The sequence below is a fragment of the Streptomyces sp. AV19 genome (assembly GCF_015999245.1).
Classification (GTDB): Bacteria; Actinomycetota; Actinomycetes; order Streptomycetales; family Streptomycetaceae; genus Streptomyces.
On the sequence record NZ_JAEAMR010000015.1, the window covers coordinates 182757 to 204807 of the forward strand.

Consider the following 22051-nt stretch of genomic DNA (forward strand, 5'->3'; position numbering starts at 1 on the left):
TAACCCTGGGTAGTCAAGGTTCGGTATCGGATCATCTTCCGGGAGGGCCTGTGTTCGGCAAGCGCATTGCGGTGATGGTGGTGAGTTCCCTGATGCTGTTGGGAACTTCCCTGGTCTGGGCCCCGGCCGGAGAGGCGGACGGGGGCAGACACGGAGGGGGTGTCCTGTGCACGGGCAGTAGTCACGCGGACTACGACCCGCCGCTGACTCTCCTGCCACAGGAAGCTCACGTGTATACCCATGCCAGTTACACGTGCACGGTCGCTCCCGGCCGGACTGTTCCGGCCACCAGCACTCTGGACGGCGTGTCCCCGGCAGCCTCCTGCCTCCAGCTGGACAATCCGCGCCTCACGGAAAAGGTCCAGTACGCCGACGGCGAGCGCTCGTTGATCGTCTACGACAGCGGCACCAGCATCCGTGCCGTGAACGTCCTCTTCGTCAGGCTGACGGGCCGGGTCGTCAAGGGGCGCGGCGAAGGGCTGCCGGCCGCGCGGACCGTGCCCGCGATCGCCGGTCAACTGCCCACGGACTGCCTGACCTCCGGCCTCCGGAGCAGCGACGGTCAGGCACAACTGGAGGTCGGGCCGTGACCCTTCCCACCGAGCCGATCGGCAGCATTCCCCGCCCCGCCGAGCTGCTGGCCGCCCTGGACGACCATGCCGCCGGGCGGATTGACGACGAGCAGCTCGCCGCCGTCCGGGACGCGGCGGTCCGCGACACCGTCCGCCGGCTGGAGGAGACCGGTTCCCCGGTCGTCACCGACGGCGAACAGGCCAAGCCCAGCTTCGCCACCTACCCCCTGGCCGGTCTGGACCGGCTGGCGCCGGACGGCGTCGTCATCCCGTTCGCCGACGGGCACCAACGGCAGTTGCCCCGCCTGACGGCCGGCCCCCTGCGCTACGGCCTGCGTGCCGACCAGTACCTGCGGGCCGCGCTCCGGCACGCCACGGTCCCCGTCAAGCAGGCCGTCATCGCCCCCTCGGCGCTCAGTCTGCTCTTCCCGCCGGACGGCATCGACGGCTATCCCCGCGAGACCTTCCTCGACGATCTCACCGCCGAGGCCGAGGCCGAGATCCGCGGCTGCCTGGATGCCGGCGCGCACAGCGTCCAACTCGACTTCACCGAGGCCCGCCTGGCCCTGAAGCTCGATCCGAGCGGAGGCGTGCTGGAGCAGTTCATCGCGCTCAACAACCGCGTGCTGGAGCGCTTTTCCACCGAGGAACGGGCCAGGATCGGCGTCCACACCTGCCCGGGCGGGGATCAGGACTCCACTCACAGCCTCGACGTGGACTACGCCGCGCTGCTGCCCTCGTTGCTCCGGCTCAAGGCGGGGATCTTCTACGTGCAGCTCGCGAGCGAGCCCGAGCCGGACAAGGCCCTCGGCGTCCTCGCCGATCACCTTCCCGCGCAGGCCCGGGTGTTCGTTGGCGTCACGGACCCGATCGACCCGCGTGTGGAGACCCCCGCGCAGGTCCGCGACCGCGTCCTGACCGCCGCGCGCCACCTGCCCGTAGATCGCCTGGGCACGTGCGACGACTGCGGCTTCTCCCCCTTCGCCGACGACACCTCCACTTCGCGCGAGACCGCCTTCGCCAAGATCCGTGCCCGGGTCGAGGGCACTGCTCTGGCCTCCCGCGAGCTGGGCTGCTGAGAGAGGGGCATGTCGCTCGGCCGGACCCGTCGCCGGATCGCCGCGGCGAAGCGCTCAGGGGCTTCCACCGGTACGAAGTGGCCGACGCTGTCGACGGGTTCGACCGTCACGTCGTGGAAGAACACGTCGTGGAAGAACACGTCGTGGAAGAACACGTCGTGGAAGAACACGTCGTGGCGCTTCGGGGCTCCGCCCCGGGCCCCGCAAAGCGGCTGCGCCGCTTTGTCCTCAAACGCCGGACAGGCTGGATCGGTGCGCCAATCCAGCGTCTGGGGGCACCCCCTCTGGGGGAGTTTGAGGACAGCGCCCGGAGGGCGCTTCGGGGGTGCAGGGGGCGAAGCCGCGATGGGGGTACCCCCTCTGGGGGAGGGCCCCGGGGCTTGCCCCGGAAGAAACGGTGAAAGGGCGGGCCGGGGGCAAAATCCCCCGCCGACTACCAGTCCGCCTTCCCGTAATCCTTCAGGAAGCACCCGTAAAGATCCTCCCCGTCCTCCCCCCGGACGATCGGGTCGTATACCCGCGCCGCCCCGTCCACAAGATCCAACGGCGCGTGGAAGCCCGCCGCCGCCATCCGCACCTTGTCCGGATGCGGACGCTCATCCGTGATCCAGCCGGTGTCGACGCTCGTCATCAGGATCCCGTCCGCCTCGAACATCTCCTGCGCACTCGTGCGCGTGAGCATGTTGAGCGCGGCCTTGGCCATATTTGTATGCGGGTGCCCGGCCCCCTTGTAGCCCCGGCTGAAGACACCCTCCATGGCGGAGACGTTCACGACGTACTTGCGCCGGGCCGCCGCCGCGGCCATGACCGGCCGCAACCGGCTGATCAGGATGAACGGCGCGGTCGAGTTGCACAGCTGGACCTCCAGCAGCTCGACCGGGTCGACCTCCGAGACCGTCTGGATCCAGCTGTTGGTCGCGTCCAGGTCCGGCACCAGCCCGCCCGCGTCGATCGCCGTGCCGGCCTCGATCCGGGCGAGCGACGCGGACCCGCCGACGAGCGCGAGATCGGTGACGTCCTGCGCGGTCAGCCCGTCGCCCCGCCCGGCCGGCAGCGCGGCCACGGAGTCCACGGCACCGCTGCCGAAGGCGCCGATGACCTCGGCCGCGGGCAGCTCCCCGGCCGGCAGCGGCGCCGACTCTGCGGCGATCAGCTCGCCGTAGGCGCGCGGGGAGCGCCGCACGGTCTGGGCCGCGTTGTTGATCAGGATGTCGAGCGGGCCCTCGGCCGCGACGGAGTCGGCCAGGGCGACGACCTGCGCCGGGTCGCGCAGGTCGATGCCGACGATCTTCAGCCGGTGGATCCACTCGTCGCTGTCCGGCATCGCCTTGAAGCGGCGGATCGCGTCGTTGGGGAACCGCGTGGTGATCGTGGTGTGCGCACCGTCCCGCAGCAGCCGCAGCGCGATGTACATGCCGATCTTGGCCCGGCCGCCGGTGAGCAGCGCGCGGCGGCCGGTCAGGTCGGCGCGGGCGTCGCGGCGGGCCCGGTTGAAGGCGGCGCACTCGCGGCACAGCTGGTGGTAGAAGGCGTCGACCTCGACGTAGCGGGCCTTGCAGGTGTAGCAGGACCGGGGCCGCTCCAGGATGCCGGCGATCTCGCCGAGCGCGGTGGAGCTGGGCAGGATGCCCTGCGTCTCGTCGTCGATCCGCTCGGCGGACCCGGTGGCGGTGGCCTCGGTGACCGCGCGGTCGTTGGCGGTCTTGGCGGCCCGGCGCTCCTGGCGGCGGCGCTGCTTCACCGTGCGGTAGATGCCCGAGGTGGCCCGCCGGACGGCGACCGCGTCGGGGTGGTCGAGCGGCAGTGCGTCCAGTTCCTTGAGTACGTCCAGGCAGATCGCCAGGCGCTCGGGGGTGATGCCCGCCTGCCCGGCCGTACCGTGCGCGTCGCCGCGGCTCTCTTCTGTGACCGTCATAGCCGCTTGCAGTTCCCAGTCCATGCGTTCGATTGAAGCTTTCAGGAAACTGTACGGAAGCACGGCTGTGGCACCAAACCGCGCCGGTGACGCGAGGGGCGCCCGGGAGCAGCGGCAGGACGACCCCGCCACCACCCCAGGCATCAGGCGACTTCTCAAACCCCGTGCATCACATCTGACTTATTGCACTCAATGGGTTAATTCTGGCTTCACCAGCCATTTTTGGAGCATCACCACCCGAACCCCCGGCCACAATGGCCGCTCAACACCCCTTAGAAAGGCTCAGTCCATGTCGCGTATCGCCAAGGCCGCACTCCTGACCGCCGCAGCCGGCGCCGTCGTCACCGGCGCCTCGGGCATCGCTTCCGCCGACGCCGACGCCAACGGCGCGGCCGTCGGCTCCCCCGGCGTGATCTCCGGCAACGTCATCCAGGTGCCGATCCACCTGCCGATCAACCTGTGCGGCAACTCGATCGACATCGTCGCCCTCCTGAACCCGACGTTCGGTAACACCTGCGTCGCCGACTGATCAGTTCCGAAAGAGCGATCAGCCTCGAAAGACTGCGGTACACCGGACCGCAAAGCCGCGCGGGGCGGTCACAGTCAGCCGCCGGAACCGCCCGTCGCGCACCCGTGGCGCCCATCACCCTCGTGATGGGCGCCACACCCTTGTCCGGGCGAGGACGGGTCGGGGGCGGGAGTGCCCTCCTCCGACGCCCCCGGGAGGTCGGGAACCTCGACGAGCGGTGGCAGGTCCGGGGTCAGGTGCGTGTGCCGGGTCGTCATGGTGGTGAGCCCCTCGTCGTCAGGCCGGCGCGAGCAGTTGCCGGCGCAGGTGGGCGCAGGTGCGGCTGAGGATGCGGGAGATCTGCATCTGGGAGACGCCGAGGCGCGCGCCGATCTGCTGCTGGGTGAGATTGCCGAAGAAGTGCCAGTAGAGGACGGACTTCTCCCGCTCGGGGAGGGCGTCGAGCAGCGGGCGCAGCGACTGCCGGTCGATCACCAGGTCCAGCGCCCGGTCGATACGGCCGAGGGTGTCGGCCAGCGGCAGTTCGCCGGCGCCGTCGACAGGGTGGTCGAGGGAGAGGGTGTGGTGCACCCCGTCCGCGTCGATCCCCCGGCGCACCTCCGCCTCGGTCAGCCCGGCCTCCTCGGCCAGGGCCGCCTCCGTGACGCGGGCGCCGGCGTCCCGCTGCTCCAGCCGCGAGCGCGCGGCGCGCACGGCGGCCCTCAACTCCTGGTCGCGGCGCGGGATGTGCAGCGACCAGACGTGGTCACGGACGTGGCGTTTGAGCTCCCCGTTGATGGTGGGGACGGCGAAGGACTCGAAGGCGAAGCCCCGGGCGGGGTCGAACCGGTCCACGGCGCGGACCAGGGCCAGCGCGGCGACCTGCCGCAGGTCGGCCGGGCTCTCGCCGCTCGACCGGTAGCGCAGGCTGATCCGCTCGGCCATGGGCAGCCACGCGGCAATCAGCTCCTGCCGCAGCCTGGTGCGCTCGGGCCCGTCCGGGAGGGCGGCGAGCCGCGCGAACAGCCCGGGCGCGGCCGGGGTCTGGCGCGCACGGCGCCGGGTGGCAGCTTCCGTCATGGTCACCGTGGTCCCCTCACTCGTACGCCAAGGAGTGACTGCCGGCGGTTTCAGCATGACCCGGGGGCCGGTGATGCGCGACTCGACGCAACAACGCGGTCACCCTGAGCGAAGGACGCCGGTGGGGTGAGGCTGCGGCGTCTCCGCGCGTGTGCGTGCCCGGATCGCCGGGGGCGTCTCCGTCGGGCGGAGCGCGCGCGGTGCGCCGAGGGCGCGGGAAACGTCCTGCATGGCAGGGCAGTTGAGGGTCGAGGGGCGAAGGAGACCTCCGCGGTGAGCCGCCGAGGCCGCATGGACGTCCGGGGGCACGCCCCGACAGGCCGGGGCAGGCCGTGAGGACAGTTGCGTCCGGGGCTCTTCCGGCCGGGCGGCGGGCCCGCGTACCCAGGTCCGCCGCCCGACCCGTACCGCAGGGCTCAGGCCTCGACGCGGTCGCCCCGCGAGAGTCCGGACCCCTCCGGTACGGCGGCCGGGTCGCCACCGAGGTCCACGACGGCGTTGCGCTCGTCGACGAAGACCACGCGCGGCTCGAAGCCCTTGGCCTCCGCGTCGTCCATCGCGCCGTAGGCGATGACGATGACCAGGTCGCCGGGGCTGATCAGCCGGGCCGCCGCGCCGTTGATGCCGATCACTCCGGAGCCGCGCGGGCCCTCGATGACGTAGGTCGACAGCCGGGCGCCGTTGTTGATGTCGACGATGTCGACCTTCTCCCCGGGCAGCAGGTCGGCGGCGTCCATCAGATCGGCGTCGACGGTCAGCGAACCGACGTAGTGCAGGTCGGCCTGCGTCACCGTGGCACGGTGGATCTTGGACTTCATCATGGTGCGGATCATGGAGATACTCCGGAAGGTAGGCTCCCTGCCTGCGTTTTTGCAGGTCAAGGGCGGTTTCCCAGTTTACCCGTCCGGCCGCGCGGGCACTGTGGAGTACTTCACGGCGGACTACTTCACAGTGGACTGCTTCACGGCGGTGACCAGGTATCCCTGGGGGACTCCGGGGGTGCCACGGGGCGCGTCCGGGAGGGGCCACCTGCCGAGTCGTTTGCCGGCGACTCCCAGGCGTGTGGCGTCTGCGTGCCAGCCGTGGCGGGCGAACAGTTCCTCGGGGGTCTCGTTGCCGTATTTCCACGTCATGCCCCGGTTGAGGAAGAGCTTGAGCATGGGTGCCATGACGGGGCTGTCCAGGAACGACCGGCCGACGAAGTCCATCACGAGGCGGCTGCCGGGCGCCGACAGGGACGTGATGCGGTCCGCCAGGCCGAGCACCGCGTCCTCGTCGAGGTACTGGCTGAGCCCCTCGGCGGCCCAGCAGGCGGGCAGATCCCTGCGGAGCCCCGCGTCGAGCAGTTCCCGCGTCCAGTCCCGGGACAGATCGAATACTCACTGCGACCCGCGAGCCGCCTCTGCCGGACCCCCTCGGCGCAGGCGCCCCGCAGCACTTCGTCGAAGAAGTGGGTGCGTACGGGATGGCGGGGTTCGCCTCCAGCAGTGCGCCCTCGTACTCCCTCAGCAGCTTCTCCCCGTCCGGGCCGGCCAGCAGTTCCGCCCACGGGTCGATGAAGAGGCGGTCGGTCCGGCGCGGCTCGCGGGCGCGCTCGGCGGCGGTCAGCCGGGCGGTGCCGGAAACCGGGTCGAAGAGTTCTGTCATCGGTGGTCCTCCTGGAATCGGTAATGGATCAGTGGCGTTGCGGCGCCGGCGAAACCGGAGTTGGCCTGCGGCGATGCAGGGAACTGAACTCGACCGTCTTGACCGGCAGTTACTTCACGCGCTTCAGGTCGACGGGCGGGCACCACTCAGTGGCATCGCCTCGGTGATCGGTGTTTCGGACCGGACGTTGGGGCACCGGTTCCGTCGGCTCAGGGAGTCGCACGGGCTGCGCGTGGTGGGAGTACCGAACAGTCCGAGAATCGGGCGCAGGGACTGGTTCGTCAGGATTCGCCGGGCGGGGGAGGCGACGGTCGGTCTGGCCGGGCGTCTGGCGCGGTGCCAGGACGTGTCCCGGGTCGGCATCGTCTCTGCGGGCACCGAGATCGTCGCATCGTCCACACTCCGCTCGGCGACGAGCCGGCCGGCCTCTGGCAGGCGATGGAACGCGTCCCCGGCTCGGCCGTGGTCAGCGCAGTGCATCCTGCGGCCCGTCGCCGGGGCTTCGGGGTGGCAGGTCCGTATGGCCTCCCTGAGCCCCGAAGAGGTGCTGGGCCTTCACCCACCTCTACCGGACGGCGGTCCCGGCGAGCCGGTGGAGCTCCGGGACGGTGACTGGCGGACGATGCGCGCCCTGGCCGGGGACGGCCGCACGGGCTTCTCCCGACTGGCCGGGATCACCGGCTGGTCGGAGGCGAGCGTCCGGCGCCGGCCGGCGAGGCTCCGTTCCCGTGACGCGCTGCGGTTCTCGGTCGAGATCTCCCCCGCGCTCTTCGGTTACGGGGTCGAGGCCGTTGTCCGGCTCAAGGTGGCCCCCAGCCGGCTGCCCGGCGCGTCCGATGCCCTCGCCGGTCATCGCGAGGTGGCGTTCGCCGCGCATGTGACCGGAAGCAGCAATCTCGTGGCCATGGTGATGTGCCGGGACATCGGAGAGCTCTCGCGCTACGTGTCCGAGCGGCCGAGGCGCAGATCGTCGACCGCCGGACCAAGCGCGCCGGGTCCCTGCCGCCCGGCCGGTCCACTGCCCGGCCCTCCGCCGGGACGGCGGAAGTCCGATGCCGGAGCCCGCGACGCCGGCGTCGGTTTTTCACCGGACATCCGGACATAACGCCCTCTCATGGGAATTCGCCCCGGCCGCAGGCTTGCACACGGGTGAGCAGATAGCGCGTGAGTTCGATGCGATCGACGCTTTCCGCCTCCTGCACCCCGGCAGGTGACGGATGCACTCAGCGCCGATGACCCCGGCGGACGGATCGCGGAGGGGGAATGGCGGCCGGCGGCACTCAAAGCACCCCCGTGGCTTTGAGCGGCCGCCGACCGCACCACCGCGGACGTTAGCCATCCACATCCTGGGATTGCAACTTGCTGCACCGGAATCGCAATGTATTGCACCGAAAGTCGGTCCTGTATCGGCCATCTTCATTGGCAAATTGGACAATCACCCACATAGGGAGGCGATGTCGCCCGGGAGTTGACATCACACCCTCGCCGGAGAGCGCTAAAGTCCTCGGGTCGGAGCGGTGGGTGAGAGGTCGGACGATGCATCAGGGGGGCGGGCCGGAAGGGCCCCGGGCACACTCCTCCCTGGAGGAGCGGATCAATACGGCGAAGGGCGACATCGCCCGGCGCCTGCGGTACATACGTCACCACCATCCCGACGGCCCCTTCACCCTCGCGGGGCTCGCCGAACGGGCGGGGGTGTCCAAGCGGACGCTGTCGCACGCCGAGTCGGCGGACGGGTCGAACCTCACCCTCGAGACGCTGCTCAAGGTCTGCTACAGCCTGGGCATTTCGCGCGACGCCTATTTCCTGGACGAACAGGTCTTCCAGCAGGTGAACGTGGAGCTGGAGGCGCGCGCGGGCCGGGAGGCCGGCTGCGCCGCCCATGTGGACCTGCTGTGCCACCTGCTGACGGACATCCTCGACTCCGCCGCGCAGGCACGCAGCGCGCTGCGTGCCGTGCCCCCGGAGCAGCGTCGGCCGCCGGGGCCGCACGGGCTCAGCTGACCTCGGCGATCAGCAGGGCGGCGTCGTCGTCGTTGCCCAGGCGGAAGGTCGACAGCAGCAGGTCGCAGGTCTCCTCCAGGCCGCGCCGGGCGCCGCCCAGGACCCGGACGAGCTCGGCGAGGCGGTCGTCGATGGACTCGTCGCGGGTCTCCACGAGACCGTCGGTGTAGAGGACGAGCCGGTCCCGGGGACACAGGTCGAGGACGACGCTCTCGAAGGGGACGTCACCGACGCCGAGCGGCGCACCGGTGGGCAGTTCGAGCAGGACGGGCGGCTCGCCGTCGCGGATGAGGACGGGCGGGAGGTGCCCGGCGTTGGCGACGCGGCAGCGGCCCTCCTCCGGGTCGTAGACGGCGTAGACACAGGTGGCGATCAGCTGGCCCAGCCCGGTGGCGGACTGGTCGAGGTGGCGCAGCACCCGGTCGGGTTCGAGGCCGAGGCCGGAGAGGGTGCGGGCGGCGGTGCGCAGCTGGCCCATGGCGGCGGCCGCGGCGATCCCGCTGCCCATGACGTCGCCGACGACCAGGGCGCTGCGGCCGCCGGCCTGCGGCACCACGTCGAACCAGTCGCCGCCGACCTGGCTGGCGGCGCCGGCGGGCTGGTAGCGGTAGGCGACCTGGAGGCCGACGGGGTTCGGGGGGCGCTGGGGCAGCAGGGTGCGCTGGAGGCTGAGGACGGTGGCGCGTTCGCGCTGGTACCAGCGGGCGTTGTCGATGCAGACGGCGGCGCGGGCGGCGAGCTCGCCGGCGAGGACGACGTCGTCCTCGCCGAAGGGGACGGGGTTGTCGGTGCGTTTGAGGTCGAGCGCGCCGAGCACCTCGCCGCGGGCGATCAGCGGGACGGCGACGTAGGAGTGCAGGCCGGATCTGGCGAGGACGGCGGCGGACGTCCGGTCGCGGGCGATGCCGGGCAGGTCGCGGATGCCGACGCGGGGCAGGTGGACGGGCCGTCCGGTGGTGACGCAGCGGGTGACCAGCCGGTCGGCCGGGTACTGGGCGATCTCGCCGGGCGGGTCGGCGGCGCGGGCGGCGTCTGCGGCGCCCGCCGTGCCGGCGGCGGCCACGGCGAGGGCCCGGATGACGACGGCCCGGCCGTCCTGCGGGGCGGCGCGGTTGCCCTCCAGGGCCGTGTCGAGGACGTCGACGGCGGCGACGTCGGCGAGGTCGGGCACGACGACCTCGGCAAGCTCGCGGGCGGTCTGGTCGAGGTCGAGGGTGGTGCCGATGAGCACGGAGGCGTCGGCGATCAGGGCGAGCCGGCGGCGGGCCTCGGCGGCGGCGATGTCGGCGCGGTAGCGGTCGGTGACGTCGACGACGGAGGCGGCGAGGCCGAGGACGTGCCCGCCGGCGTCCTCCAGCCGGTAGTAGGAGACGAGCCGGGCCCGCTCGTCGGCCACGCCGGCGAGGCCGCCGGAGACGAACCGGTCGAGCAGCGGCCGTCCGGTGGCGAGCACCCGGCGCATGGCCCGCTCGCTGGTGTCGACGTCGATGTAGGGCAGGACGTCCCGGACGCGGCGGCCGATGTGGTCCTCGGCGGGCAGCCCGTGGATCCGCTCCAGGGCCGGGTTGACCATGACGTAGCGCAGGTCGGTGTCGATGACGGCGAGCCCGATCGGGGACTGGGCCACCAGCCGCAGCGACAGCGCCAGATCGCGCTCGACCTTGTGGAGGACCTCGTGGTCGGTGGCGATGCCCAGGGCGTAGAAGGCGCCGTGCCGGTCCTCCAGGCGGACGTTGCGCAGATCGACCAGGCGCGGGCGGCCGTCCTTGTGCCGGACGGGGAAGACGCCGGCCCAGCTCTCGCCCTCGCCCATGACCCGGGAGAAGAGGCCCAGGACGACGTCCATCTCCTCGTCGGAGACCAGCAGCCGGGCCGCGTACCGGCCGAGCGCCTCGGCGGGGGTCCAGCCGAAGAGCTTCTCGGCCTGCGGGCTCCACAGGACGATGCGGCCCTCGCGGTCCAGCACGACGGCGGCCACGCTCAGCACGTCGAGGAGGCTGCCCGTCCCGTCCGGGGCGCCGCCGGCACGGCCGGGGCCCGGCCGGTGTGCGTCGGTGGTGCCCATGGGAGGTCCTCCTTGCGCCCGCGCGGGGGTGGTGCGGCGGCCCGTCCCGGCGGTCGCGGCTCCCTTCCCGCTCGTACTCCCGCTCCATCGCGCCGCAGCGGTATCCATCGTCTCTCCGATGGGGCGCACCGCGCAGCCCGGTACGGGTGTGCACAGCGGTGCCACGCGCCCCTCGGGCCGCCCGCGCGCCGGTGGGGTCCGGTGCGGCCCGGGGACCGTCCTAGGCGGCGCCGGGCAGGGGGAGGGCGAACCAGACGGTCTTGCCCTCGGGCGAGGCGTGGTGTCCCCACTGGTCGGCGATCTGCTCGACGAGCCACATGCCGCGTCCGCCCTCGCTGTCGTCGCCCGCGAGGGAGCAGGCCGGCAGGGCGGCGCCGCAGTCGGTGACCTGGGCGAGGAGGTGGGCGGGGGTGCGGGTCAGGGCCAGCTCGACGCCGCCGGAGCCCTCGGGGACGTGCACGACGGCGTTGGTGACCAGCTCGGACAGCAGCAGGGCTGCGTCGTCCGTCAGCTCGTCCAGCCCCCACTCGGCGAGCAGCACCCGGGAGAACCGGCGGGCCAGGGCCGCGGAGCGCGGGGACGCGGGCAGCGAGAGGGTGCGCGCGGGCGGCGGCGCGGGGAGCTCCGGCTGCCGCGGGCGGGCGAGGCCGGGCAGGACCGGGGGGAGGAAGCCGCCCGGCTGATGGGTGCCGGACGGCCACGGGACGACCGGGGCCGGGGCGCCGGGGAAGACGTCCGCCGGGAACGACGGGCTCAGGGTGTCGCGGCTGGAAGCAGGCATGTGGCTCTGGGCTGTCGAGGGGGGAGCGCGAAGGCGGGGGCGTGGGGCCCATTGGTCGTCCTCGCGGTGGTTTTCCCCACACTCGCTCGATTTCCGCCAGAGGTCTATACCCTATGGGTCACCGGTTCCTCGCGGAGTGCAATATTCGCAGGTGACGCCGCATGAACGGGCCGTAAAGTCACGGTGACGTCTCCGCGGCACGGGCCGCGGAGACGCTCACTTCGGGCGGACGCCCGCGGCGGCTACTTCTTCGCCGGGCACTCCTTCCAGGCCAGGTGGTAGAGGGTGTTGAGGCTGCCGTCCGTCGAGTCCATGGTCATGAAGCTGGTGGTCTTCGAGGTGTCCGAGGTGCCGGGGTAGACCCGCAGCTCGGTGTTGATGTTGAAGTTGCGTCTCTCGCCGCAGGGGGCCCAGACCAGGCTGGTCACCGGCACCTGGTCGGTCGTCTGCCAGTTGTCCCCGTAGGCGCCTCTGATGGTGTGGGTGCTGGGCACCGTCTGCGACGAGCCCTGGAAGTAATAGGACGCCTTCTCGGTTCCGTAGGCGCCCGCCTCCAGCTTGGCGTAGCCGCGGTAGTCGGCCTGGGCGATGGCGTAGGTGAAGCCCTGCGGTACGTGGACGTCCAGGTTGAGCTGGCAGTTCTTGCGGAAGTCGGTGGGCTTGGAGCCCACTCCGACCTGGGCGAGGTAGTCGCTGTAGGTCACGGTGAACGCGGTGTTGTCGGGCGAGACCGCCACCGCGGCGGTGCCCGCCGGACACCCGGAGCCGTTCACGGTCGCGATCTCGATCACGATCTTGTCCGGCGGCGGGTTGGTGATGACGGAGGGCTGCTGGGTGGAGAACGCCGAGGCGAACATCGCCGCGAGCGCACCGGCGGTGACCAGACCTGCGGGCATGGCGCTCCAATCGGTTGTCCTCGGGCGGCCGCCCGAGGGACGACAGGGGATCCCGGGACAGCCGTGACCGGACGGCCACCCGGCGACGGGCATGCGCGGGGGACTGCCGTGCCAGGCACCGGGATCTTGGTGACGGGCCGGAAGAAGAGCAGGTCAGGAGCGTAGTAAGTCATGCTCATGACATCCACGCGGCCCGCTGGGACGGGGAGCGTTCGAATGATAGGAAGCGGCGCGGGGGTTGGCTAGGGCTACGGGCGTACGCCCTCCGCGCCCCTGTACACCCGGAGGCAACCGCCCTCACGCCCCCCGCCGGAGTGACGCCCCGAATCTGGCCGAAATCCGCCGTACGCCGTGAACCCGCTGGTCATGCGACGGCGTTCGGCCAACTCCACGGTAATGACCGGCTTTTTGCCCCGCTCCCGGCTTTTAGCTACGCCTAAAGGTGGCATCCTGCCGTTGGTGAACGGACAACCGACGGCAGCAGCCGCAGGCGACTGGGGGGAACGATGAGCTGGCGCACGAGAACGGCGGACGACCGGACCGCCGACCCGGCCGGAGGAAAGCTGGCCCGGCAGGCGACCGCCTCCCTGGCCGGACTGCTCGCGGAACGCGGCCTGTCCCGCAAGGACCTGGCCGACCGCATGGGGGTCTCGCCCGGCAGGGTCAGTCAGATCCTCTCCGGCGGCGAGAACCTGACGCTCAAATCGCTCGCCGCCGTCGCCGACTCGCTCGGCGCACGGGTGGAGATCTCCTTCTCGGAGCCGTCCGGCACGCCGGCGACGCCGTCCCCCTCCCCCGCCGCACCCCTTCCGGTGACCACCGGAGCCCCGCACCGCGACTCCTGAACCGGGCGCGTGCCGTCGGTCCTCCGCGCCGGGCGGGCCCGGACCGGAGGACCGGTGGATCCCGTCACCGTCCGACCGTCACCGCGTCATCCGCTTCCTCACGGGACATGTGACGCTCCCTGAGCTCCAGGAGCCTGCGGGCGTCACTGCGCTTGCCGTACGCGTGCCCCAGCTCCAGCAGGTGCCTCAGGTACTGCTCCGCCTCCCCGAACGCCCGCCGCACCAGGCGGGCCTCCTCGGGGGTGGGGCGCCGCCCCTGCTGCTGGCACGCCTTGTCGACCTTGGTCTCCGCAGTGATCCACTTCTGGGCCGCGGCCCGGACCTCGGCGTGCCGTTCGGCGATCTCCTTGCGCAGGGCGGTGCGCGCCCGGCCTGTGCGCCCCGGCACGTCGACCCGCATCAGCAGATGGTCCTTCAGGGCGGTCGCGAACGCGTCCAGGTCCCAGCAGTCGCGGAACCCCTCGGCCATCCGGTCGCACCAGTCGGCCCGGTCGCTGCGCAGCCGCAGGGCGAGCTGGTGCAGCAACAGCGAATCGCCCAGGGTCAGTACGGCCAGGACGGCCCGGGCCCCGGTCTGTTCGGCGCGGCCTCGCGGTATCACCCCCGTACCGGCCACGGCCCCCACGGCCACCGGCGGCACGCTGGAGGCGTGCGGCAACAGCAACCCGCCGGCCACCGCCGCCACCGCCGACGTCCACAGGACGACGCCGACGGTGAGCGCCGCCGACCGCGCGGTGCCCAGGAGCCTGCCCTCCTCGCGGAAGCGGAAGACCAGGCTCACCCAGGTCACCGGTGCGCAGACGACGGCGGGCAGCAACCACTCCGAGATCACGGACACCTGGCCCCCTGTCACATGGACCCCCAGCTGCTGGTGGACGGCGGGGCCCGGTGACGGGCGGGCCCCCACCGGGTGTCACGCGCTCCCCGCGAGCCCGCACGGCTCGCCGACCGTCACGCTGCGCCCCACCACGATCACCAAATGATGTTCCCACCAGGGGCCGTTACCGCGTGCAACGATCCGGCCAAGCATAGTGACGACCGCATGGATCGCGCCATCCCCACGCGTCCCCCTCGCCCCCTGCCGGGACGGCCCCGGCGAGCGCCCGTCGATGCACATATTTCGTTTGCCGCCCCAAAGGGGATCATCCCCGGAGCGCGGGAGGAAGGGGGCGGGTGCCGCCAGGGCCCGGGGGCCGCGGCCGGGGGCGCGGCCGTTTGCGGGAACTCCCGTTTCCCGGGCCTGGTTCCGGGGCGGCCGCCGGCTCTGTTCCGGCATCCTTCGGTGCCCGGCCCGACGGGGGCGGACGGTCGCTGTTCCGGGCCTCGGTTTCGGTCGCTGCTGCAATGCCGGCGCCCGGCTGCCGGTCGTCGTCCCGCTCGGCAGGCGTGCCGTCCCGTGGACGGTGGACGCCTGCCCGGAGCGGTCCGAAAAGCGGGTGGACAGGGGGCGGGGCGCCGCTGTCGCGCGGGCCTTGTCCTAGGCGTGCTCGGGTACGGGCTCGGCGCCGGCGGCGCCGGGCACGCCGTCCACGCCGTCGGGCTCCTCGTCGGGCACGTCGTCGTCCTCGACGACGAGGACGATCTGCCGCGCGAGGCGGCCGGCCAGTCCCTCCAGTCCGTCCGGGGCCGCGGCGCCGGTCACGAAGGCCCCGGGCCGGCCGATGGCGTCCCGCTCCGCCGTGACGGTGCCGCCCGGTGCCACGGCGAGGCCCGCCGTGAGGACGTTGGGGTGGCGCAGCAGCTCGTCCCAGCCGTGCACGGCGCACAGCCGGCCGGGCGGGGCGAGCAGGAAGTCGGCGCGCGCGGCCCCGGCGGGGGCGGGCGGCGGCCGCCGCTCGCAGCCGAGCAGGTCGTCGACGAGCATGCCGTAGAGCTCCAGTCCGGGGCGGGTGTACTCGACCAGGGCGTGGACGTACTCGCCGCCCGCGCGGCAGTGGACGTCGCCGACGACGATCCCCGAGCCGTTCGCCCAGAAGCCGACGTGGAAGATCCCGTGCGTGACGCCGAGGACGTCGAGGGCCTCGGCGACCGTTTCGCAGGCGCGTTCCGCGGTGGCCGCGTCCAGTCCCGCGGGCTGGGCGCGGGCGGTCGTCAGGAGGGCGTCGGTGACGGTCCTGCGGGTGAGGGCGAGGACGTGGGCCTCGCCGTCGAGCATCACGCCCTCCGCGGAGTACGCGTCGCCCGGGACGAAGGTCTCGACGAGGAAGTACGGCGCGGCGTCCGGCTCCGTCGCCCGGCGCACCGCTTCGGGGAGTTGGCCGAGGCGGTCCACGCGGGAGACGCCGGTACCGTCGAGGCCGTCGCGCGGGGCGACGATCCACGGGCCCGGGAGGGTCTCGCGCAGGAAGCGCTCGGCGCCGTCGGCGTCCTCGCAGACGGCGCTGTACGGCTGGGGGAAGCCGGCGTCGCGCAGCCGCTGCCGGCAGAGGTCCCTGGTGCGGACGCATCGCACGACGTCCGGGTCGTTGCCGGCCAGGCCGAGTTCGCGGGCGACGACGGCGGTCGGCAGGACGGCTCGTTCTCCGATCGTCAGTACGCCGTCGATCGGGGGGTCGGTGGCGGCCCAGGCGCGGCATGCCTCCGGGTTGAGCACGTCCAGTGCGACGACGTCGTCGACGTACGCGAGCTCCTCGGCGGTGGCCGATCGCAGGTTCGCCGGGGTGTCGGCGCCGACGAGGGTGATGCCGCGGGGGCGGGCCTGGGCGCTGAGGCGGCGGATCTGGTCGCGGTCCCAGGGGGTGGTGGCGGTGGTGCCCATGAGGAGGAGGGTGGTGTCGAGGTCGGTCATGCGGGGGTGCTTGCCTTTCTCGGACTTGGTCCGAGTTGCATTGACTTGGGTTGTTTTGGATTGTTTCGGATTGGTTTGGCCTGGTGTGGTGGGACGACGGTAGCGGGGTGCAGGGGCGGAGCCCCGCTCGCCGCGCGGAGCGCGGTGCCGGGGCCGGGGCCTGCCCCGGGAGGGGCGGTGAAAGGGCGGGCCGGGGGCTCTCCAACCGTGCGTTCTGCACGCCCCCTTCATGACATCTGTGACTGTCCCCGCTCCCCACCTCGTGGAAATCTCGGTTCATCACCACCGAGGGGGATCACATGGACAAGCGGTACGAGGTCTACTGCCTGGCTGACAGGCACTTCTACGAGACCCCCGACACCGCTGCCCACGACGGCGCGCTCTTCCCCACCGCCCAGCGGCCCGTTCCGGACGGCTGGGAGGCCACCCGCTCCGGCGACTGGCTCAACCTCCGGCCCGGAGCCGCCGGCCCCGGCCCCCTCCAGGGGTGGAAGGTCCACGTCTCCGCCACCGCGGACACCGCGGACAAGACCGCGGCCGACGTCTGGGAGTACTGCGTCCCCCGCGGCATCCCGTTCAAGTTCGTCCCCGCGCCGCACCTCCTGCACCTGCGCAACACCAAGTACGCCGCCCGCGACCACAGCGGGAAGTTCGTCACCGTCTACCCGGCGGACGAGGCGCAACTCCACACCGTCCTCGACGAGTTGCACGCGGTCGTCGGCGGGCGGCCCGGGCCGTACATCCTCACCGACCTGCGCTGGCACGAGGGCCCGCTCCACGTCCGTTACGGCGCGTTCGTCCGCCGTTTCTGCGTCGACGGGCGCGGGACGCTCGTCCCGGCGATCGAGGACGGCGGGGGGCAGCTGGTCCCCGATCCCAGAGAGCCGGCGTTCCAGGTGCCGTCGTGGGTGACCCTCCCGGAGTTCCTCGCCCCGCACCTGGCCGCGCGCAACGCGACCACCGTCGCCGGCCTCCCGTACCGCATCGAGAAGGCCCTGCACTTCTCCAACGGCGGGGGCGTCTACCGCGGCACCGACACCCGCAACGGACGGCGGGTGGTCCTCAAGGAGGGCCGTCCGCACGCCGGGCTCGCAGCCGACGGGGCCGACGCCATCGCCCGGCTGGAGCGCGAGAAGGACGCGCTGGAGCGGCTGTCGGGGCTCGGCGTCGCGCCCGAGGTGCGCGACTGGTTCACCCTCGGCGACCACCGGTTCCTGGTCATGGACTTCGTCGAGGGCAAGCCCCTCAACTCCTTCTTCGGCGAACGCCATCCGCTGCTCGTCGCCGCCCCCGACCCCGCGGCCGTCGCCGCGTACACCGAGTGGGCGCTGCGGATCCACCGGGCCGTCGAGGAGGCCGTGGCCGCGGTGCACGCGCGCGGGCTGGTCTTCAACGACCTCCACATGTTCAACATCATGGTCACGCCCGACGAACGCTCCGTGCGGCTCATCGACTTCGAGGCCGCGGCGCCCGCGGCGGAGCACGGGCGTCAAGTGGTCGCCCACCCGGGCTTCTTCGCCCCGCCCGACCGCCGCGGCGCCGACGTGGACCGGTACGCGCTGGCCTGCCTGCGGCTCGCGCTGTTCCTCCCGGTCACCACGCTGTTCGTCATCGACCGGGGCAAGGCCGCCCACCTCGCCGAGGTGATCGCCGAACAGTTCCCGGTGCCGGGGGAGTTCCTCGACGAGGCCGTGGCCGAGATCCTGCGCGACACCGCGCCGCCCACCCGGGCGCGCCCGCCCGCGCCCGACGACTGGCCCGCGAGCCGCGACTCCATGGTCCGCGCCGTCCTGGCCTCCGCCACCCCGGACCGCGACGACCGCCTCTTCCCGGGCGACATCGCCCAGTTCGGCGAAGGCGGCGGCCTCGGCCTGGCGCACGGCGCGGCGGGGGTGCTGTACGCCCTCGACGAGGCCGGGGCCGAGCGGTACGAGGCGGGCGAGCGCTGGCTGCTCGACCGCACCGATCCCCTGCCGCCGGGCACCCCGCTCGGGCTCTACGACGGCGTCGCCGGCGTCGCCCTCGTCCTCGACCGGCTCGGCCACACCGGCCGCGCCCTCGACCTGATGGACAGCGTCCTGCGCGAGAACTGGCTGCGGCTCACCTCCGACCTGCGCGGCGGCGTGGCCGGCATCGGCCTCGTCCTGGACCACCTGGCCGCCACGACCGGCGAGGCGGGCCTGCGCCGGCAGGCCCTCGCCGCAGCCCGGTCGCTCGCCGAGCGGATGACCGCCGAGGGCGCGTCCGCCGGGCGCCGCGCCGGGCTGATGCGCGGCGCGACCGGGCCCGCGCTGCTCTTTCTGCGCCTGTACGAGCGGACCGGCGCCCCCGAGCTGCTCACCCTCGCCGAGGCAGCGCTCCGCACGGACCTCGACCGGTGCGTGACGACGGAGAACGGCGGCCTCCAGGTCGACGAGGGCTGGCGCACCATGCCGTACCTCGGCGACGGCAGCGCGGGGATCGGCATGGTCCTCGACGACTTCCTGGCCCTGGCGGCCGGTGACGGCAGGGCCACGGATCCCGGCCTCGCCGCCGCCCGCGACGGCATCCTCACCGCGGCCCGGTCCCGCTTCTACGCCCAGCCCGGCCTGCTCCAGGGCCGCGCCGGAATGATCCTCCACCTCAACCGCACCACCGCCCCCGCCGTCACCCGCGACCAGGTGACCGGACAGACCCGCGGCCTGGGCTGGTACGCCATGGACTACCGGGGGGAACTCGCCTTCCCGGGGCACCAGATGATGCGGCTCTCGATGGACCTCGCCACCGGAACGGCCGGCTGTCTGCTGGCCCTGAGCGCCGCACTCGGCGGCCGCCCCGCCCAACTGCCCTTCCTCCCGCCCCTCAAGGGCGCGCCCGCCTCCGCGGGCTCCTAGACCCGGTGCCGTCACCGAGTGGCACCGCGCACCAAATCCGTCCCCAGGAAAGGAAACATCATGGCTCTTCTCGACCTGCAGAACCTGGAGTCCGAGCAGAACGACGGCGGCCCCGGCGGAGCGAGCACCGTCAGCCTGCTCTCCTGCATCAGCGCGGCCAGCGTTCTGCTCTGTCTGTGACGGACCGTCCGTGACGGCTCGTCCGGCATGAACGGCCCCGGCCGGCCTCCCCGTGGGGGGGCGGCCGGGGCCCACCCGCACCGACGCGACGCGAAGGCCCGCCATGACCAGGACCGCTCCCGCCCACGCCGTCCCCGACGGCGACCGCGTGCTGCTCGGCGCGGTCCGGCAGGCCGCCGCGCCCGCCGCCGTCCTCGGCCTGGCCACCCTGCTGTCCTCCGCCGCCGGCCTCCTGCTGCCCGCGGCCCTGGGCCACGCCCTCGACCTGCTGATCGCCCGCGACGCGGCCGCCGGCCGGTGGGTCGCGCTGTGCACCGCGCTGATCTGCGGGCCCGCCGCCCTGGACGCCCTCTGCGACCTGCTCGGCGGCACCACCGCCGCCCGGTCCACCGCCTGGCTGCGCCACCGGCTGCTGCGCCACGTCCTCGCGGCCGGGCCGCGCGCCACCGACCGCACCGCGCCCGGCGACCTCGTGACCCGCCTCGTCGGCAACACCGCCGACGCCGCGGCCGCCCCCGCCACGGTCGCCACCGCCGCCGCCACCGTCGCCGGCCCAGTGGGCGCGATCGTCGCCCTCGGCCTGATCAGCCCCTGGCTGGCCGCCGCCTTCCTCGCGGGGGCGCCCCTGCTCTTCCTGCTGCTGCGCTCCTTCGCCCGCGCCTCCACCGACTGCGCCGAGCGCTACCAGCGGATCCAGGGGGACATCGCGGGCCGCCTCGCGGAGGCCGTCACCGGCGCCCGCACCATCGCGGCCGCCGGGACCGAGGCGCGCGAACGCGCCCGGATCCTCGCGCCGTTGGGCGGGCTCTCCCGGCAGGGGCACCGCATGTGGCGGATCCAGGGCCGGGCCGGCGCCCGGGCCGTCACCCTCGTACCGCTGCTCCAGATCACCGTCCTCGCCGTGGCCGGGGTGCTGCTGTCCCGGGGCCGGATCAGCGTGGGCGACCTGCTGGCCGCCTCCCGGTACGCCGTCCTCGCCACCGGGGTCGGCATGCTCACCGGGCGGATCGCCACCCTGGTCCGCGCCCGGGCCGCGGGCCGGCGGATCGCCGAGGTCCTCGCCGTGCCCGCGGTCCGCCACGGGGCGCGGCGGCTGCCGGACGGCGGGCCCGGCACCCTGGAGCTGCGCGGCGTCGGCGCCGTGCGCGACGGCCGGCCGGTCCTGCGCGACGTGGACCTCGTCGTCCCCGGCGGCACCTCGCTGGCCGTCGTCGGCCGCTCCGGCAGCGGCAAGTCGGTGCTCGCGGCGCTGGCCGGGCGGCTCGCCGACCCCGACACCGGGAGCGTCGTCCTCGACGGCGTCCCGCTGCCGGACCTCACCCACGACGAGCTGCGCCGCGCCGTCGGCCACGCCTTCGAACGGCCCGCGCTGCTGGGCACCACTGTCGGGGACGCGCTCGCCCTCGGCGTCCTCGACCCCGGCCGGGAGGCGGTGACGGCCGCCGCCCGGGCCGCGTGCGCGGACGGGTTCGTCCGGCGGCTTCCCGAGGGGTACGACACGCCGCGCGCGGCCGCGCCGCTGTCCGGCGGAGAAGCCCAACGCCTCGGCCTGGCCCGGGCGTTCGCCCACGCCGAGCGCGTCCTGGTCCTCGACGACGCCACGTCCGGCCTCGACTCCCCCACCGAGCGGGAGGTCGGCCGGGCCCTCGCCCACGACGTCGCCGCCCGCACCCGGGTCGTCGTCGCCCGCCGCGCGTCCACGGCGGCCCGCGCCGACCGGGTCGCCTGGCTCGACGACGGCCGGCTGCGCGCCACGGGCACGCACGCCGAGCTGTGGCGGCTGCCGGAGTACCGGGCGGTGTTCGGTGCGGTCTGAACTCTCCTGGTCCGGGCTGCGGTTCCTGGCCGCCCGGCGCGGCGCGCTCGCCCGGCTGGGCGCCTGGTCCGCCCTGGAGGCGGCCCACACCTTCGCCATGGGCTACGCCCTGGCGCACGCCCTGGACGGGGGGTTCCTCGCCGGCCGCACCGGCGCGGGGCTGGGCTGGCTGGCCGTCGCCGCGCTCGCGGTCCTCGCCGGGGCGTACGGCACCGGTCGGACGTACCCGGCGCTGGCCGCCGTCGTCGAGCCGCTGCGCGACGCCCTCGTCCGGCGGGTGGTGGCGCGCGCCCTGCGCGACGGGGACGGCGCGGCGGTGTCCCGCCTCACCCACCAGGTGGAGATCGCGCGGGACGCGTTCGCGGGGCTGCTGATGGTCACGCGCTCCTTCGTGTTCACGGCGGCGGGCGCGCTGACCGGGCTGTTCCTGCTGGCGCCGGCGCTGCTGCCGCTGGTGGCGGGGCCGTTGGCGCTGGGCCTGGCCCTGTTCCTGGTGACGCTGCGCGTCCTGGCCCGGCGCCAGGAGGCGTTCCTCGTCGCGGACGAGGCGATCGCCCGGTCGCTGGGCGAGGTGTGCCAGGGGCTGCGGGACGTGGCGGCGGGCGGGGCGGAGGCGCGGGTGGGCTCGGAGGCGGGGGCGCTCGTGGACGCGCAGCGGGCGGCGGCGGGTTCGCTGGCGCGGTGGTCGGTGGCGCGGGTGGTCGCGCTGACGGTCGCGGGGCGGGTGCCGGTGGTGCTGCTGCTGGTGTCGGCGCCGTGGCTGCTGGAGGGTGGGGTGACGCCGGGGGCGCTGGTGGGTGCTCTCGCGTATCTGACGCAGTCGCTGCTGCCGGCGGTGCAGGATCTGGTGCGGGGGGTGGGGGCGAGTGGGGCGCGGCTGGCGGTGGTGGCGGGGAGGTTGATGGACCCCACCCCCTCCCTTCCACCGTTCCCGCAGGGGCTGCGCCCCCGCGCCCCCCCCCGTGCGCGCCCCGCGCCCCCCGGCGCGGGGGGGCCCCCCCC

18 protein-coding genes and 2 pseudogenes are annotated in these 22051 nt (G+C 73.5%); 11 read left to right on the forward strand and 9 right to left on the reverse strand.

All coding sequences use genetic code 11. The features are described 5' to 3' along the window. The first annotated feature begins 305 nt into the window (after positions 1-305). Positions 306-590: a hypothetical protein gene (locus tag I5Q34_RS24400; RefSeq protein WP_199894531.1), complete on the forward strand. Its 285-nt coding sequence runs from the start codon at positions 306-308 to the stop codon at positions 588-590. Next, entirely contained in the window at positions 587-1651 is a 1065-nt protein-coding gene (locus tag I5Q34_RS24405; RefSeq protein WP_199894532.1) for a cobalamin-independent methionine synthase II family protein, read from the forward strand. The genes I5Q34_RS24400 and I5Q34_RS24405 overlap by 4 nt, the downstream gene beginning before the upstream one ends. 433 nt (positions 1652-2084) lie before the next feature. On the opposite strand, the gene I5Q34_RS24410 is transcribed toward I5Q34_RS24405, so the two are convergent. Next, positions 2085-3566 carry an SDR family NAD(P)-dependent oxidoreductase gene (locus I5Q34_RS24410; protein ID WP_199894568.1) on the reverse strand — a complete coding sequence of 494 codons (1482 nt, stop codon included), beginning with the start codon at positions 3564-3566 and terminating at the stop codon, positions 2085-2087. A gap of 289 nt (positions 3567-3855) precedes the next feature. Between I5Q34_RS24410 and I5Q34_RS24415 the strand changes: the two genes are divergently transcribed. Further along, the gene (locus I5Q34_RS24415) at positions 3856-4095 is read left to right on the forward strand and encodes a chaplin (RefSeq protein ID WP_199894533.1); all 240 of its coding nucleotides are present in this window, start codon (positions 3856-3858) and stop codon (positions 4093-4095) included. 276 nt (positions 4096-4371) lie between these two features. Here I5Q34_RS24415 and I5Q34_RS24420 read toward each other — a convergent pair whose 3' ends face one another. From I5Q34_RS24420 to I5Q34_RS24430, 3 genes are all read right to left on the reverse strand, one after another. Beyond that, the gene (locus I5Q34_RS24420) at positions 4372-5154 is read right to left on the reverse strand and encodes a sigma-70 family RNA polymerase sigma factor (protein WP_199894534.1); all 783 of its coding nucleotides are present in this window, start codon (positions 5152-5154) and stop codon (positions 4372-4374) included. A 416-nt stretch (positions 5155-5570) separates the two neighbouring features. Further along, positions 5571-5987, reverse strand: coding sequence for an aspartate 1-decarboxylase (panD, locus tag I5Q34_RS24425; RefSeq protein WP_199894535.1), 417 nt, complete (start codon positions 5985-5987; stop codon positions 5571-5573). Positions 5988-6095: 108 nt separating this feature from the next. After that, entirely contained in the window at positions 6096-6524 is a 429-nt protein-coding gene (locus tag I5Q34_RS24430) for a class I SAM-dependent methyltransferase (protein WP_199894569.1), read from the reverse strand. A 350-nt stretch (positions 6525-6874) separates the two neighbouring features. On the opposite strand from I5Q34_RS24430, the pseudogene I5Q34_RS36140 reads away from it, so the two are divergent. The 3 genes and pseudogenes from I5Q34_RS36140 to I5Q34_RS24440 form a co-directional block, all read left to right on the forward strand. Continuing rightward, a pseudogene (locus tag I5Q34_RS36140) lies at positions 6875-7009 on the forward strand (AsnC family transcriptional regulator); the annotation flags it as partial. A gap of 312 nt (positions 7010-7321) precedes the next feature. Beyond that, positions 7322-7906, forward strand: a complete 585-nt coding sequence (locus I5Q34_RS34985; RefSeq protein WP_234429455.1) for an Lrp/AsnC family transcriptional regulator — start codon at positions 7322-7324, stop codon at positions 7904-7906. A 431-nt stretch (positions 7907-8337) separates the two neighbouring features. Then, positions 8338-8805, forward strand: coding sequence for a helix-turn-helix domain-containing protein (locus I5Q34_RS24440; protein ID WP_199894537.1), 468 nt, complete (start codon positions 8338-8340; stop codon positions 8803-8805). Here the strand turns inward: I5Q34_RS24440 and I5Q34_RS24445 are convergent. From I5Q34_RS24445 to I5Q34_RS24455, 3 genes are all read right to left on the reverse strand, one after another. Next, a complete protein-coding gene (locus I5Q34_RS24445; RefSeq protein WP_199894538.1) occupies positions 8798-10870 on the reverse strand; it encodes a SpoIIE family protein phosphatase in 2073 nt (690 codons plus the stop codon). The two genes, I5Q34_RS24440 and I5Q34_RS24445, sit on opposite strands and share 8 nt — an antisense overlap. Before the next feature lie 220 nt (positions 10871-11090). Continuing rightward, a complete protein-coding gene (locus I5Q34_RS24450) occupies positions 11091-11651 on the reverse strand; it encodes an ATP-binding protein (protein ID WP_199894539.1) in 561 nt (186 codons plus the stop codon). Between the two features lie 242 nt (positions 11652-11893). Continuing rightward, complete coding sequence (locus I5Q34_RS24455; protein WP_199894540.1) at positions 11894-12547, reverse strand: DUF4360 domain-containing protein; 654 nt, start codon at positions 12545-12547, stop codon at positions 11894-11896. Between the two features lie 506 nt (positions 12548-13053). Here I5Q34_RS24455 and I5Q34_RS24460 point away from each other — a divergent pair. Continuing rightward, entirely contained in the window at positions 13054-13392 is a 339-nt protein-coding gene (locus tag I5Q34_RS24460; protein ID WP_199894541.1) for a helix-turn-helix transcriptional regulator, read from the forward strand. A 64-nt stretch (positions 13393-13456) separates the two neighbouring features. On the opposite strand, the gene I5Q34_RS24465 is transcribed toward I5Q34_RS24460, so the two are convergent. Together I5Q34_RS24465 and I5Q34_RS24470 are read right to left on the reverse strand one after the other, a co-directional pair. Continuing rightward, entirely contained in the window at positions 13457-14230 is a 774-nt protein-coding gene (locus tag I5Q34_RS24465; RefSeq protein WP_199894542.1) for a hypothetical protein, read from the reverse strand. Between the two features lie 639 nt (positions 14231-14869). Beyond that, positions 14870-16180, reverse strand: coding sequence for an ATP-grasp domain-containing protein (locus I5Q34_RS24470; RefSeq protein ID WP_199894543.1), 1311 nt, complete (start codon positions 16178-16180; stop codon positions 14870-14872). A gap of 299 nt (positions 16181-16479) precedes the next feature. Between I5Q34_RS24470 and lanKC the strand changes: the two genes are divergently transcribed. From lanKC to I5Q34_RS24490, 4 genes and pseudogenes are all read left to right on the forward strand, one after another. Beyond that, on the forward strand, positions 16480-19053 hold the full coding sequence (gene lanKC, locus I5Q34_RS24475) for a class III lanthionine synthetase LanKC (RefSeq protein ID WP_199894544.1): 2574 nt from the start codon (positions 16480-16482) through the stop codon (positions 19051-19053). Positions 19054-19113: 60 nt separating this feature from the next. Further along, positions 19114-19233 carry a SapB/AmfS family lanthipeptide gene (locus I5Q34_RS24480; RefSeq protein ID WP_199894545.1) on the forward strand — a complete coding sequence of 40 codons (120 nt, stop codon included), beginning with the start codon at positions 19114-19116 and terminating at the stop codon, positions 19231-19233. A 103-nt stretch (positions 19234-19336) separates the two neighbouring features. Next, positions 19337-21049, forward strand: coding sequence for an ABC transporter ATP-binding protein (locus I5Q34_RS24485; protein ID WP_199894546.1), 1713 nt, complete (start codon positions 19337-19339; stop codon positions 21047-21049). Next, positions 21039-22051, forward strand: a pseudogene (locus I5Q34_RS24490) (ABC transporter ATP-binding protein); the annotation flags it as partial. The gene I5Q34_RS24485 and the pseudogene I5Q34_RS24490, both read left to right, overlap by 11 nt.